The sequence below is a fragment of the Palleronia marisminoris genome, assembly GCF_900172315.1.
GTDB lineage: Bacteria > Pseudomonadota > Alphaproteobacteria > Rhodobacterales > Rhodobacteraceae > Palleronia > Palleronia marisminoris.
The window spans coordinates 117,168-130,408 of the sequence record NZ_FWFV01000004.1 but is presented as its reverse complement, the minus strand read 5'-3'; the positions used below and the strand labels follow the sequence as shown (position 1 = coordinate 130,408).

Genomic DNA, 13,241 nt, shown 5'->3' with positions numbered 1-13,241 from the left:
GGAAATCGCCATGGACCTGAGCCTCGGCATCGCAATCTCTGCCCCGTCATTCCGGCCCGGGGCCCGGCAGGCCGGCCGAGTCATCCGGACGGTCATGGCCGAACCCTTCGGGGAAAGCCCGGCGATTTTCGACTCGGGTGCGGCTCGCGGGGTGAACTCGGCCGACATCCCGCTGTCAGGAACGAGCGATGCGCTGGACGGAGCCCAGGTCGAGGCGCGGATCGTCCGATCTGCTGACGGGGTAGAGGTGCATCCCTGGGCGACGATCGCCACCGTGACCGGAGGGGCGTGGTCGGGTGCATTTCCGTTCGCAATGCGGAACGCACATCGACTGAGGGCCGAACTGCGCGTCGCCGGCGAATCGGTCATCACCCGGATGGGGGACGAGTTCCTCGTGGGTCACGTCGTCTGCCTGATCGGGCAGTCCGAAGACTCGCGGATGTTCCATCCGGTCTTCGACGATCGCCGCTACCAGACTGTCCCGAGCTTTGCCGAGAACAGCCTGTTCGTCCTGACGTGGGCAGACCACGGCGCAGGCGGCAGCTATGGCGCGAACGGAATCGTCCCAGTCTCGCAAGCTGCGCCGCTGACAGCCTCGCTGGCGCATTTTGCGGCGGTCTTCGCCGCGAATGCTCCGGGAGAGCCGCTGCTTCTGATCGATGCGACCGAGCAGGGCACCAGTCGCACGGCTCTTGTCGACGACAGCAATCCGGATCGGGATTGGCAGGCGACGCTTGCTGACGCCGTCGAGATCGTGCGCGGCTATGGCGGCGATGTCGGCGTGGTGATGGATACGTGGACCGCCTCGGACAGCGCGCCCGGCGACAATTTCCGCGTGCGGTTCCACCCCGTCTATTCTGGGGCGCGCATCGACGGCAGCGTGTTCCCCCTCGGCGGCGTGATGAGCGACGGAGGGACCTCCTACCGGATCGACCACTTCCTGTGGGATCTGACCGGCCACGCGCGCGACGCGGCGTTGTTCGATGCCGGCGTGACGAAACTCGCCTTCCACGGCCCGCACCGCTTCGAAGATTTCACGATGGACGCGCAGGGCAACTATATCCCCGGCCTTCGGGCGCAGAAGCAGGACACCCGGATGTCGATCCGGGCGATGGCGGCCGATCCGCAGCTTGCGCCGATCATGCGCCCCAGGGGTCCCGAAATCCTGCTGTATCAGAACGGAACGCCGACGACGGCCACGGAGTGGGACGGTATCCGCTTCGCAGAAAGCTTCGACCCCGAACCAAATGCCTGGGTCAACTGGGCCGACGCGGCGCACCCTTCGGCTTACACTGACGACGGCTTGCCGGCCCGGGCCCGTCATACTGCGGTCGCGGCGCTCTATGCGCTCGGGCGGGTTTCCACGGACGTGCCGGTGCTCAACCGCGCCGCTTGGACTGCGAACCATGTCGACCTGTGGTGGGAGGACGCCCGGGGGCGGACGCCGCGGCTTTCGACGACCCGGCTCGAGCGCGGCGAGCCTTCGCCGGTCGAGCCGCCCCACATGCGCGAACTCGCGGGCTTCTTCATCAACGGGAAACCCGCGGATACCACCAAGATCGTCGACGGTCGCATCCGCGTCTATCCCAACACCGGGACGTTCGACGGAACGACGCGGCTCGATTACGGGCTGGGAGGGGCGTCCGGCGTCGTTGCCGCGCCGGATGACGAATTCGCGGCGATCTGGAAGGATCTGCCGCTGGCCGTGGTCGGAATCTCGGGGATCGAGGGTGTGGCCGTTGCGCCGATGCCGGATCAGGAGGCGATCAGGTCGACTCTGCCCGCTGCCGCTCAGTTCCTGTCGTCCGGCGACGTCATCTTGCGGGACATCGCGCGCATTCCCTCGAACACGACTGCAATCACCTGGCATTGGCGCGTTCGACCGACGCTTGGCACGGTTTCGCAGGATCTCGGTGGTGTCGAGGGGGCGCGGGTCACGCTACAGCGCCTGCCGGATGGAAAGCTACGGCTTCTCATGATGGACGCGGGCGGCTTGATCTCGGTGCCCTCGATGCAGACGACGCTGGCACTCGGCGTGCTTGTGGACCTGGTCGTGAGCATCGATCTTGCCGCCGGGCGGGTGCAACTGTGGAAGGATGGGCTGCGGGCCGAAGATCTGGTGATCAAGCCGAATGTCGCAACGTTCGAAACCAATCGGAACGTGCAGTTCCTGACGGGCGGCAGCAACGGGTTCACAGGCGGTGTGGACCGCATGTCAGTCTGGTATGCCGGGTGTGGCGACGGGGGCATCGCAGCGCTCGGTCAGCCGTTCTACTCGGTCAGCGGCCAAACGGTCGCGCCCTACATTCACGAAGCCGGGACCGGTTTCGATGGCGTCAGGACGTGGCTGGTGGCGGGAACGCCGAAACTCGGGTGATCAGGCGAAGCGGCAGCCATTCAGGACGATGCCGATCAGGTTCGTTTGTTCCGAGGCCAGCCGCTCCGCCAGGTCGAGCTCTTCCCGGGTGACGCGGTCGGCGCGGGCTACGATCAGGGCGCAGTCCGCAGTCTCGAGCAGCGACATCGCGGCGTCCCCCTCTAAAAGAGGTGGGGCGTCGATGACTGTCACGAGCGGCGAATATCGGGCCTCGAGCCGGTCGAGAGCCACGCGAAGTCCGGAGCCTTGCAGGATGTCGGATTCGTCATCGCGCGGATGGGTCGCGAAGGCCATGGCAAGTGCCGGTCCCGCACGCACGCCGACCGTCGCGAAATCCTCGCGGCCCTCGAACATCCGAATCACGGAGGCCTCGCGGGGCGGCTGAGCGAGGATGCGCAGGTGGCTGGGGGCGGCGAGGTTCGCCTCGATCGAGACGATCCGATCTTCCGTTTTCCGGGCGAACGAGAAGGCGAGGTTCAGTGCCACTGTCGATGCTCCACCTCCGGGTGTGGGCGAGCAAATCGCCAGGCGACGCCATCCTGCAGCACGCATCCGCTGGCGCGTTCGCGTCCGAAGCGCGTCGAACGGGCGCGATTCGGGAAGGCTGCGACGCGTGAGGATGCCGTTCGCGCACAAGGCTTCGCTGTCGAGGGCGATCGGGGGCAGCTGGCTCCACGCGGATCCTCCGTCGCGGGACGGGAGGGGGTCTTCGAACGGCGGGGAGGCGTCGTGCCAGATCGGTTCCGTCTGCATCAGTTCAGCCCTCCGAGTTTCGTGTTGAACGACCCGAGCCGCCGCGATGTGGGCATCGAAAGAACGGGGATCACTGCGAACGGATCGATGTCCAGCGCTGTGCGAAGGTCGCGCGGGCGTCGGATCGTGGTGTCGAACATCTCGCGGGCGACCAGCAGGAACAGGCCGGCGAAGAACCCGAACGCGCCGCCGAGCGCGGCCAGCGTTGCGCGTCCGGCCCCGTCGGGGTGCTCTGGCAAGACGGCCGGGTGCAGGACGGCGATCCGACCTTCCGCCTGCAGACGGTCCACCTGCGCGCCTGCTTCGGCGCCTGCCTTCCTGTCGAGTGCGATCTCGTAGTTGCGCTCGGCCGCGTGGAGGTCGCGCTGCAGCGTCGCCAGGTCACTCGCGATACCCGGTGTCTCTTCGATGGAACGCGAGAGTGCGTCGATCTCGGCTGCGAGGCCTTCGCGCTGAACTGTCAACGCGGACAGGCGGGCTTCCAGTTCGGCGCGAGGCTCAGCGCTTGGGGTCGTTACCGCACCCTGATCCGCTTCAATCGCCCGGATCCGCGCGTCGAGTGTCGCCAGTCGGGGATTGGTCGGCGACAACACTGCGGCGAGCGCAGCTCGGTCCTCGCGCAATCTGCCGAGTTGTTCGGACGCGTTCGTCGGGGGCTGATCGGCGATGCCGGCCAACTCGGCCTCGAGGTCGGACCTGTCTCGGTCGATCTGCATGATCTGAGCCCGCAGATCCGCGCGTTGCGTGCGGCGGAAGGCGAGCGATTCGGGCAGTGACGCCTGGTTCCGCAGCTCGAATTCGCGCAGCCGACCTTCGGCGGCGGCGAGCGTTGCGCCGAGGCGGGCAGCCTCACCCGAAAAATGTGCCAGCGTTCCGTCCGCGCGGCCGGCGCGCCGGGCGGCATGCTCGGACAACACGAAAGCGACGATCTCGCTCGTCGCGCGCTTTGACAGTTCGGCTTTGGGCGCGGTGAAGCTGATATCGACCGTGATCGGCGCACCGGGCGCGCCTCGTGCGGGGCCGCCGGTGGTTGTGATCCGGATGCGCTTGTTCAGATCCGCGGGCCCTTCGTCCAACTCGCCCAAGGCGGCCGCGAGTTCCGTGAGGAAGGTGTCGGACAACGCATACTGCTCGACCAGGCGCAGTGTCTCGATCTCTTCGTTGAGGAACGCTTCGGCACCGTCGCCAGCGATGCGCGGCGGCTCGACCAGCAGCGTTGCCTCCGAAATGTAGCGGTCACCGAGGTAGAGGGGCGCGAGCAGCCCCAGCGCCACGAAAACCGCGACCGGCACCCCGACCCACCGCCAGCGGAATCGCAGCGTGGCGAGGATGTAGCCGATGTCTGCCGGGGCAGGTTGCCGGGATGCGTGCATGTCGATCGGGACCGTGGATGGAGGCGTCGAGCGCAACCTCGGCCAGGCGAGGTGAAGATCGGGTTAAGAACGGACCGGGGGCGGGCGCAACGAAGTCTTAACCATGAGCGAGGCATTCGACGGGAAACCCTTCGGCAAGGAGACCCTGCCATGCTGCTCGCGACGCGAATCGGACTGTTGATTCTTGCGCTGGCTTTCGCCGCGCCGGTCAGGGCGGGCGATTACCTCGTGCGGCCGGGCGACGTTCTGCGCGTCGAGGTGTTGGAGGACCCGGCGATGAACCGCGACACGCTGGTCACCCCGGATGGGCGCATCCACCTGCCGTTCGTCGGCAGTGTCGCCGCCGGAGGGCGGTCGGTCGACCAGATACGGGCCGGGCTGGCAACCGCGCTGGCGGACGACTTTGCAATAGGGCCGACGGTCTTCGTTGGCGTGTCGTCGGTTGCCCCGAGCGCTCCGGTACAGGTCGTTCCCGCACCGGCCGAGACCCTGAGCGTGTATGTCATGGGCGAAGTCGCGAAGCCGGGCCATGTCGAGGTCGCGCCGGGGACGACCGTGCTCCAGGTCCTGGCGACGGTCGGCGGGTTCAGCGACTTCGCGGCAACGAAGCGCATCCAGTTGCGCCGGTCGCACGGCGCCGATGAGGCGGTCTATGCACTGAACTACGACGCTGTCGAGCGGGGACAGAGCGCCGATGGTCAGGTGCCCGTCGCCGACGGGGATACACTGATCGTCCCCGCCCGCCGCCTGTTCGAATAGGCCGATGCGCCACCTTGCCCTGATCGCACTCCTCTCTGCCGCGACCGCCGCGCAGGGGGCGACCGAGCTGACATTCGGCCTTGCCCAAGGCGCGTCGGCGGTGCAGACGCCTCATCGGACCGCGCTGGGCGTCGCCGCCGCGTTCGACCTTCAGGCGCGGCGCCAATCGGCCGATCGCGTTCTGACACTGGGTCTGGCCGGCGAACTCGACGCCGAGGGCGACGCCGCCGGAACTGCAGCCTTGTCCTTCGCGGACCATAAAGACGGGCGGATCGCCGCGTTCGACCTGTCCCATCAGCGCCTCGACGAGGGGGGCTTCGATCCGGCAGCGATCCTGACGTCACCCCGCTCGACCACGCGCAGCCGGTTCGAATTCGGCCGCGCGGCGGGTGCACCCCTCGACTGGGCGTTCTCGGGAGCGATCTTCCAGGAGCAGTCGGACGAAGGCGAGGCCTCGGGCCATCAGCTGGGGGCCGAGATCGGTCTCTCGCCCCGCCCGGCGCGACGGGTCGCGCTGCGCTTGGGGCACGAGCAGCGCGGCATGGCAGCGGCGGATGCGACCTACGAGGATCTGGCCCTTTCGCTGCAGGCGCACCGGCCGCGCGGTCGCGACGAAGCGCGCCTCGGCGCCCGAACGACGCCCGATGGCACGCGGCTCTCGGCAGGCGTCGCGACCCACCGCGAGATGCCGCGGGGCGGTGCGCTGGGCGCGGAGCTGGGGTTGGCGAAGACGGCCGAGGGCGCAATCCTTCCCATCGGCGATATCGATCTGCGTCTTGGCTTGTCGCGGCAGAGCCGGCTTTCTATCGAGGCTGGCCACCATGTGATCGACGATCCCCTGCGGGGCGAGATCGGCGACCTGCGCTTCGATCTGCGCGCAACTCACCGCCCGACCCGCCTCACGTCGGTCGAGTTCGGCCTCGGCGCCTTCCACCGGGATCCGCTGGATGGATCCGAGGCAGATCGGGGGGTCCGGGCCGCGGCCGGGGTCAGTCGTGCTCTGACGCGGGACTGGTCGCTCGTCGCGGAACTGGGGCACCGTCGCATGGACACCGAGCGGGCGTCGGGGACGCACCGGTCGGAACTGTCGATCATGCTGGAGCGGCGCTTCGAGACCGCGGGCTTCTGACGTGCCTCAGATCGGCATGCCGGCGACCTGCTTGAGCATCCACCACGCCCGCAACCACCTGAGCCGAAACAGGACGGTAATCCCCGCGACGCGATCCGCGCCCGACAAACCTTGCTTTCGCAGAACGCGCGGTGCGTGAACGAAGGCGCTCGCGCCGGTGGCGACGGCGCGCGCGGCCCAGGCGATACGCCGTCCCGTCTGGGACGAGAGCGCGTGACCCTCTTCCGTCAGGCGACGCCACTTGAGAACGAGGGCGTCCCAGTCGGCGCGGGTCGGATGCGCGACCGTAAGCGCGTCGGCATAGGCGATCCGGTAGCCCATGCGGGTCGCGCGCTGGCACCAATCCTTGTCTTCCGAGACGCCGCTACGGAATTGACCCACAGCCTCGAAGACTTCGCGGGTCGTGAGCAGGTTCGCCGTGACCGAGAACCCCTCGCTTTCGACGTAGCGGCGGTTGTCGAAGGCGAAGACCGACTCGAACGCCTGGGCCCCGGTTCGCAGCCGTGGGGTCTCGTCGAACAGCGCGATGCGGCCGCCGACGATATCGGCATGGGTCCCAAGGGCGAGGGCGGTTTCGATCCAGCCGGGGTCGGGTACGCAATCGCAATCCAGGAAGAACAGCCGCTCGGCCTGCGTTTCGGCAACCCCCCTGTTTCGGGCATGGGCGGCGCCGGGCTGGGGCTCGGACAGGAAACGCACCTGCGAAAACGCCGTTTCGATCCCCTCGGGCAACGTGCTCGGTCCGTTGTCCACGACGACGATGTCGATATCGGCAGGCGCGTCGGCGACCAGCGCGCCGAGGCAGCGCGTCAGCCGAACGGGGTCGTTGTGATGCGGTATGATAACGGCGGCGCGGTGCATGGTCGGCTCCTCCCTCGCAGGGTCCGACACAGGCTATTCATGCGGGGCAAACGAACTCTTAACGTCTTCAAGTGTAGGAAAAAATCGCACCAGACGGAGGATCGCCATGCTGACGAACGCCGCAATTCTGCTGTTGGGCCACGCCGGAACCGCGGCATGCCTTCTGGCGCGCAACCTCGCCGTGGCCGCGCTGATCCCGGCCGAGGATTATGGTGTGGCGGTCAGCTTCGCGATGGCCATGGCCCTGGTCGAGATGGGCACGCAGATTGGCGTGCCGAGCCAGATCGTGCGCTGTTCGCGCGGCGAGGATCCGCGCTGGATCGCCGCCGTCCACGGGTTCGAAATCTGCCGCGGCATCCTCGCGGCGCTTGCGCTGTTCCTCGCGGCGGGGCCGATCGCCGCCTTTCTTGGGGCGGCCGATGCCGCGTGGGCCTTCCGCGCCTTGGCCATTGCGCCACTTCTCCGTGGCTTCCAGCACGTCGACATCCACCGCCAGACGCGGGAGTCGCGGCACGGGCCGGTCATTCTCGTGGGTCTCTGGCCCGCCGGGCTTGCCCTGGCGGCCGTGTTTCCCCTTGCGATGTGGCTGGGCGACTGGCGGATCATGGTGATTTCCCTCGTCCTGCAAGAGGTCGTGGCGCTGGCGACGTCCCACCTCCTGTCGCGGCGGCCCTATCGGATCGGGTTCGACACCGCGGCGTGGAGCGGGTTGATGCGCTTCGGCTGGCCCATCCTGCTGCAGGGCATAGTGCTGTTCGCGGCGTTCCACGGCGACAAGATCCTCGTGGCGCGCAGCTTGGGGCTCGAGACGCTGGGGGTGTTCGCCATGGGCATGACGCTGACCCTCACGCCCGCGCTGATCCTCGCCCGCTCGGTGCAGAGCGGCTTTCTGCCGCTTCTGACCCGCGCTCCGGATCGGGCGGTCGCCGCGGCGACGGTCGAGGCCGGTATCGTCGGGGCCGCGGGGCTGGCGGCGGTGGCGGCCTTCGCGCTTGGCCCCGTCGTCCTGCCGATCCTGGGGGCCGGGTTCGCACCCCTCGCCGAGTTGCTGGCGCTGCTCGGGGTCCAGCAGGCGCTGCGCGTGTTCCGCAGCGGGGCCACGACGGTCGCGCTTGGCGCCGGGCGCGCGAAGGTGTCGCTCTGTGCCGATGCGGTGCGCGCGATCGGCCTTGCGCCGATCGCCATCATCCTGTGGCAGGGCGGCGGATTGTACGAGATCGTCCTGGTCGGCACCGCGTTCGAGGCGTTCGCCTGCCTGGTGGCCTTCGTCGGGATCAGGGATCGGGTGCCGCCGAGCGCGTGCCTGCCGGCCGGGCTTGCAGGCGCGGCGACCTGCGTCGGCATCTGGACCGGTGCGGGGCCGGTCGTCGTCTCGGTTTGCGTCGTGGCAACCGTCTGCCTTGCCCGGAACCTGCGCCGGATCGCCCGCGCGCCGGGAACCGCGCGGAGCGTGCCGACCTAGTCCGCGGTTCCGATGCGGCGGGTGCTCACGACGCGGGCGGGAACGCCAGCGACGATGCTGAAGGGAGGGAACCGACCCCGCACCACGGCATTCGCCCCGACGATCGAACCCTCGCCCAGCGAAGATCCCGCGAGGATCGTCGCGCCCCGCCCGATCCAGCAATCGGGGCCGATCTCGATCGGGGCCTCGTCCATGGCCTGATCGTTGATCGGAGCTCCGTCCTCGTAGCGATAGCCCGTCGCCGTCACCATCACGTCCGGCCCGAAGATCGTGTCGTCGCCGACGGTGATACGTGCCTCGTTCGGTCCGGCCCACAGGTAGCACCCGGCGCCAATCGTGGTCCGTGCGCCGATCACGAGGTTCCGTCCATTGGCAAAGGTGGCCAAGGGCGAGATGTTCGCCGTCGGATCGACCATTGCCGCGCGCAGTTCGGCCACATGGCTGTAATTGTAGTAGTTCACCACTTTCAGCAGATGCCCCCAGGCCCGCGGGTCGAGCGCGCCGGTGATCAGCCGCACCAGCCGGCGCCGGCGCGACAGGCGGCGCTTGTGGACCGGAGCGCTCATACGTAGCCACCCAGCCATTCGCGGCGCCGTGCCCACATCTCGGACCAGAGCACCGCTTGCCCATGGCGGCGCGCGTCGACCCGCGCCAGAGCCGCGAAGGACGCCGCGCGCCCTCCTGCCCACAGCCAGAGGAGCGTCCGGCCAAGTGGCACCTGCCATGCCGGCCAGTGATCGCGCATCAGGGTCACGCGGGCGCGGGTACTTTGGACATACTTTGCGATTCGCGCATTCGCTGCGGCCCCCACCATGTGCATGATCTGCGCGTCGGGCGTGATCCGTGGACGGAAGCCGAGCGCACGGGCGCGCAGGCACAGGTCCGCCTCTTCGCCATACATGAAGTAGCGGGGGTCGAACCCGCCGAGCCGATCCCACAGTCCGCGGCGGATCATCAGGAAGCAGCCGACGACGATATCGACCTCGCGCTCGCTGTCGCGCTGCCAGCCGCCCATGGCCTCGGGGTTCAGGCGCTCCGAACGGGGGAAGGCGGCGGCGAGGCCGATTGCGCGGCAGAAGGTGGACCACAGGGTGCTGCGTTGCCAGCAGGAGGCGATGTTCAGCGATCCATCGGGAAAGACCGTGCGCCCCCCGGTGATCCCCGCCTCGGGATGCGCGCGAGAGAAAGCGAGCAGGTGATCCACCGCGCCCCCGTGACACTCGGTATCGGGGTTGAGCAACAGCAGCCAGTCCCCCTGCGCGCGCGTTGCGGCAAGGTTGTTCGCCGCGGCGAAGCCGATGTTTTCGGACAACGCGATCATCTCGACCCCGGCGAACGCAGCCGAGATGGCGTCGGCCGAGCCATCCTGCGAGGCGTTGTCCACGACGATGGTGTGGAACGGGGTCTGCGTGGTGGCGTGCAGCGTGCGCAGGCAGGCCAGGGTCAGCGCGCAGGTGTTGTAGCTGACGACGATGACCGTGAGATCAGGCTGGGGCATGGGCGGGCCTTTCTGGCGGGTTGACGGCGCGGGTGAAGCGCCAGGCGGCGCGCCGGACGGGCGCGGGCTCCGGCGCCATCCACAGTCCGGCACCGAAGAGCAGCATGAAGATCACCTGGATTTCGCCCCAGATCGCCACCGTTGAGGCGCTGAACACGAATCCGGCAATGAAGAGCGTCCAGCCCAGGCGCATCCCCTCGGACGCGCTGCCGCGATTGACGAGCCACAGCGCCGATGCGAGCGCGGCGACGAGCAGGGCCGTGGCGGGAAGACCGTGTTGCATGGCCTGTTGCAGCCAGTGGTTGTCCACGCTGTCGGCCATCCAGGGCGGGCGCGCCCAGTAGCGGTAACCGTTGCCGAGGATCGGCGTGCGCGCGACCTGCTCGGAACCGAATTGCCAGATGAGCGTGCGGAACGCCGCCGTGTGGCTGTCGATGGCCAGGCGCGTGCTGAGCGCGGTGAAGGCGCTGCGGGTGGAGACGAGCTCCAGCGCGAGATAGCCCAGACCGATCGTCGCGAGCACGATTCGCCACGGCGGCCCCACCAGGCCGGCAACTCGGTGGCAGAGCGCGAGGATGATCTGAAGTGCGACGGACAGGACGGCGCCGCTCGACACCGAAAGGAAGCAACCGGCAGATAGGGCAACCGCGGTCGCGCCCCTGACGGGGAGGGCCCAGCCGAGGCCGAAGACCACGGGCGACATCAGGAACGCGCAGAACAGCCCGTAATGGATCGGATGGCTGAACACCCATTGCGCCCGATAGAGGCCGAGCCGCGCGGCATAGTCGTTCTCGGCGAAGGTGGCGAACGGACTCTTCGCCACCATGCGCAGGATCAGCGGGATGTCTGCGAGCGCTTCATACAGCGCGAAGGGCAGGCTTGCGACGGCGCAGATGACCAGCAGCTTCAGCAGCGCCGCGAAGTCTTCGGCCGACCGCACGAGGAGCCGGCCCGCGGTATAGGCGCCAAGGGTGAACAGCGTCTGCTGACCGGCGAATTCAAGCACCTGGTCGGGATGCAGCCGCGCGATCGTCAGCCCTTGCCACAGCACCAGCGCGACGATCGCGAGGTCTGGCGCGCGCAACGCCGGACCTGCGGCCATCCACCGAAGCAGCAGGAACGGGAGGACCATCGCGGCGAGGATCAGGTAGGGCGTCAGCCGTACCCCTCCGATCGTGAGGTGCACCGGCGTCAGGACCGCGATCACCAGCAGGCAGAGCGTTGCACGGCCCAAGGTCATCTGGCGGGGTCCAGCATTGGGGCGCCGACTCCTTCGCCTGCGAGCGGGCCGTCGGCGCGGTAGGCGTAGGTGGCCATATCAAGCGGATCGCCCGCCCGCGCGTCGACGAGGACCTCGTCATAAGACGCGAACGGCATCACGACGTTGTCCACGATCCGCCAGTCGCGGCCCTCGGGGCGGGGGATGCCGGCCGCGAGGTTGCTCTCGATCACGACCTCGCGCGAGGCGGGCGCCACCCGGATCAGCGGGGTCGCGAGCGCGTCGGTGAAATCCTGGCCGGCGGAGCGGTCGTTGCGGATCAGCGAATTGCGGCGGATCACGAGGCCTCGCGTTTCGCCCACGAGGATGCCGTTGAGATGCGCGTTGGCGATGACGTTGCCCACGATCTCGATGTCGCGATAGAACATCTCGGGCCCGGCCTGTCCCTGATCGACGCGCTCGTTGCGCAGGTGGATCGACTGGGTCCAGAGACCGTGACCCGATAGAAGCAGGTTGTCGGCGATGCGGATGTCCTCGGACGGGCGCTCGGTCCCGGTCGTGAACATCTGGATCATGTCTGGGTGGTCGGCGGATTCGGGCGCGCGATCGAAATTGCCGATGCGGTTGCCCTCGATCCGGACCTGACGGACAGCGGCCATGGTGATCCCGTCATGGCGCAAGCCGTGCAGGTGCGACCCCAGGATCGCGATGCCGTCGCTGTGGGACAGGACGATGCCACGCTCGAACCGCCGGATCTCGCTGTCCTCGACCGTGATGCCGGCGCTGTCGCGTATCGTCAGCGCGGTGCCGGTCGGGCGGCCCAGATCCTCGGGGGCGCCTCCGCTGGCGAGGTCTCCGTCGAACAGCACGCGGCGAAAGGTGATGCCCCTCGCGTTCCGTATGTCCACCGCGGGCAGCCAGAGGGGCGACTCCGGGGTCGCCCGGTACGCGATCGCGATATCCTCGAACGTGATGTCGGTGCTGTCGGTGATCGCGAGTCCCGAGAGGACGGGCGGGTTCGCAGGGTCGGTCGCAATCAGGTGCAGGGGGCCGTGGATGCCGTCGATCCTGACGGTGCCGTAATCCCCGGCGCCCAGGTGCAGCGCGGTGCCCGGTTCGGCCGTGCGCAGAGCGTCGGCCAGTTCGTCGGGGTCATCGACGCCCGCCGCACCGCAGGCGGTCGCAAGCAGTGCGACAAACCCCGCGAGAATGAACCGGAGCGCGACCATCGGCGAATGTTGACCCCCTTTGCAGTAGCTGCGATGTCCTTACGAACCCACGATTTACGGATGGTTAATGGCCGCGAACGAGAGCACCATCGGCAAGGCGCGGCGGCGCGGGCTGAACCGGATCGCCGCTATCCGCAACGCAGTCGTGGCGCTGCGGCGGGCGTGGTTCGTGCGGGTCTGGCGGATGGACCTGCACCCCACGGTCCAGATGTCGCTGTCGGCGAAGCTGGACCTGACCTTCCCGATCGGCGTGCATGTGGGCGCGCAGAGCTACCTGGCGTTCGAGTCGCGCGTGCTGACCCATGACCGCACGCGCGGGCTCTACCTGCACACCCGGATCGGGCAAAACTGCTTCATCGGCGGCCGCGCGATGATCCTTCCGGGTGTCGAGATCGGCGACGGCTGCATCGTCGGTGCCGGCGCGGTGGTCACGAAATCCGTCCCGCCGGGCTGCATCGTCGCCGGCAATCCCGCCCGCATCCTGCGCGAGGGGATCGAGGTCGGCGCCTATGGTCGCCTGCCCGATGCCGACGCCCGCGAAAGTGCGCTCGCGCTGGCCGGGCTGACCTGATCGCCCCAGC

The 13,241-nt window shown here is 68.4% G+C and carries 12 protein-coding genes; 5 read left to right on the top strand and 7 right to left on the bottom strand.

What is annotated here, in order from left to right; genetic code table 11:
- Positions 1-10 precede the first annotated feature (10 nt).
- Entirely contained in the window at positions 11-2,377 is a 2,367-nt protein-coding gene (locus PAM7066_RS08595; protein ID WP_085853748.1) for a hypothetical protein, read from the top strand.
- Here the strand turns inward: PAM7066_RS08595 and PAM7066_RS18585 are convergent, their stop codons facing one another.
- Both PAM7066_RS18585 and PAM7066_RS08585 read right to left on the bottom strand, forming a co-directional pair.
- A complete protein-coding gene (locus tag PAM7066_RS18585; protein WP_139214971.1) occupies positions 2,378-2,863 on the bottom strand; it encodes a P-loop NTPase family protein in 486 nt (161 codons plus the stop codon).
- A 266-nt stretch (positions 2,864-3,129) separates the two neighbouring features.
- Entirely contained in the window at positions 3,130-4,503 is a 1,374-nt protein-coding gene (locus tag PAM7066_RS08585) for a GumC family protein (protein WP_085853746.1), read from the bottom strand.
- Between the two features lie 150 nt (positions 4,504-4,653).
- On the opposite strand from PAM7066_RS08585, the gene PAM7066_RS08580 reads away from it, so the two are divergent.
- Positions 4,654-5,262: a polysaccharide biosynthesis/export family protein gene (locus PAM7066_RS08580; RefSeq protein ID WP_085853745.1), complete on the top strand. Its 609-nt coding sequence runs from the start codon at positions 4,654-4,656 to the stop codon at positions 5,260-5,262.
- A gap of 4 nt (positions 5,263-5,266) precedes the next feature.
- On the top strand, positions 5,267-6,391 hold the full coding sequence (locus tag PAM7066_RS08575) for a hypothetical protein (RefSeq protein ID WP_085853744.1): 1,125 nt from the start codon (positions 5,267-5,269) through the stop codon (positions 6,389-6,391).
- Positions 6,392-6,397: 6 nt separating this feature from the next.
- On the opposite strand, the gene PAM7066_RS08570 is transcribed toward PAM7066_RS08575, so the two are convergent.
- The gene (locus PAM7066_RS08570) at positions 6,398-7,252 is read right to left on the bottom strand and encodes a glycosyltransferase family 2 protein (RefSeq protein ID WP_085853934.1); all 855 of its coding nucleotides are present in this window, start codon (positions 7,250-7,252) and stop codon (positions 6,398-6,400) included.
- Between the two features lie 106 nt (positions 7,253-7,358).
- On the opposite strand from PAM7066_RS08570, the gene PAM7066_RS08565 reads away from it, so the two are divergent.
- Entirely contained in the window at positions 7,359-8,714 is a 1,356-nt protein-coding gene (locus PAM7066_RS08565) for an oligosaccharide flippase family protein (RefSeq protein ID WP_175484606.1), read from the top strand.
- Here PAM7066_RS08565 and PAM7066_RS08560 read toward each other — a convergent pair.
- From PAM7066_RS08560 to PAM7066_RS08545, 4 genes are read right to left on the bottom strand one after another with little or no spacing between them, the layout of a single operon-like run.
- The gene (locus PAM7066_RS08560) at positions 8,711-9,280 is read right to left on the bottom strand and encodes an acyltransferase (RefSeq protein ID WP_085853742.1); all 570 of its coding nucleotides are present in this window, start codon (positions 9,278-9,280) and stop codon (positions 8,711-8,713) included. The two genes, PAM7066_RS08565 and PAM7066_RS08560, sit on opposite strands and share 4 nt — an antisense overlap.
- Positions 9,277-10,212: a glycosyltransferase family 2 protein gene (locus PAM7066_RS08555; protein ID WP_085853741.1), complete on the bottom strand. Its 936-nt coding sequence runs from the start codon at positions 10,210-10,212 to the stop codon at positions 9,277-9,279. Before PAM7066_RS08555 ends, PAM7066_RS08560 begins: the two co-directional genes overlap by 4 nt.
- On the bottom strand, positions 10,199-11,419 hold the full coding sequence (locus PAM7066_RS08550; RefSeq protein ID WP_175484605.1) for an O-antigen ligase family protein: 1,221 nt from the start codon (positions 11,417-11,419) through the stop codon (positions 10,199-10,201). Before PAM7066_RS08550 ends, PAM7066_RS08555 begins: the two co-directional genes overlap by 14 nt.
- A 29-nt stretch (positions 11,420-11,448) precedes the next feature.
- The gene (locus PAM7066_RS08545; protein ID WP_085853739.1) at positions 11,449-12,660 is read right to left on the bottom strand and encodes a right-handed parallel beta-helix repeat-containing protein; all 1,212 of its coding nucleotides are present in this window, start codon (positions 12,658-12,660) and stop codon (positions 11,449-11,451) included.
- A gap of 67 nt (positions 12,661-12,727) precedes the next feature.
- Between PAM7066_RS08545 and PAM7066_RS19545 the strand changes: the two genes are divergently transcribed.
- On the top strand, positions 12,728-13,231 hold the full coding sequence (locus PAM7066_RS19545; RefSeq protein WP_085853738.1) for an acyltransferase: 504 nt from the start codon (positions 12,728-12,730) through the stop codon (positions 13,229-13,231).
- The last annotated feature ends 10 nt before the right edge of the window (positions 13,232-13,241 follow it).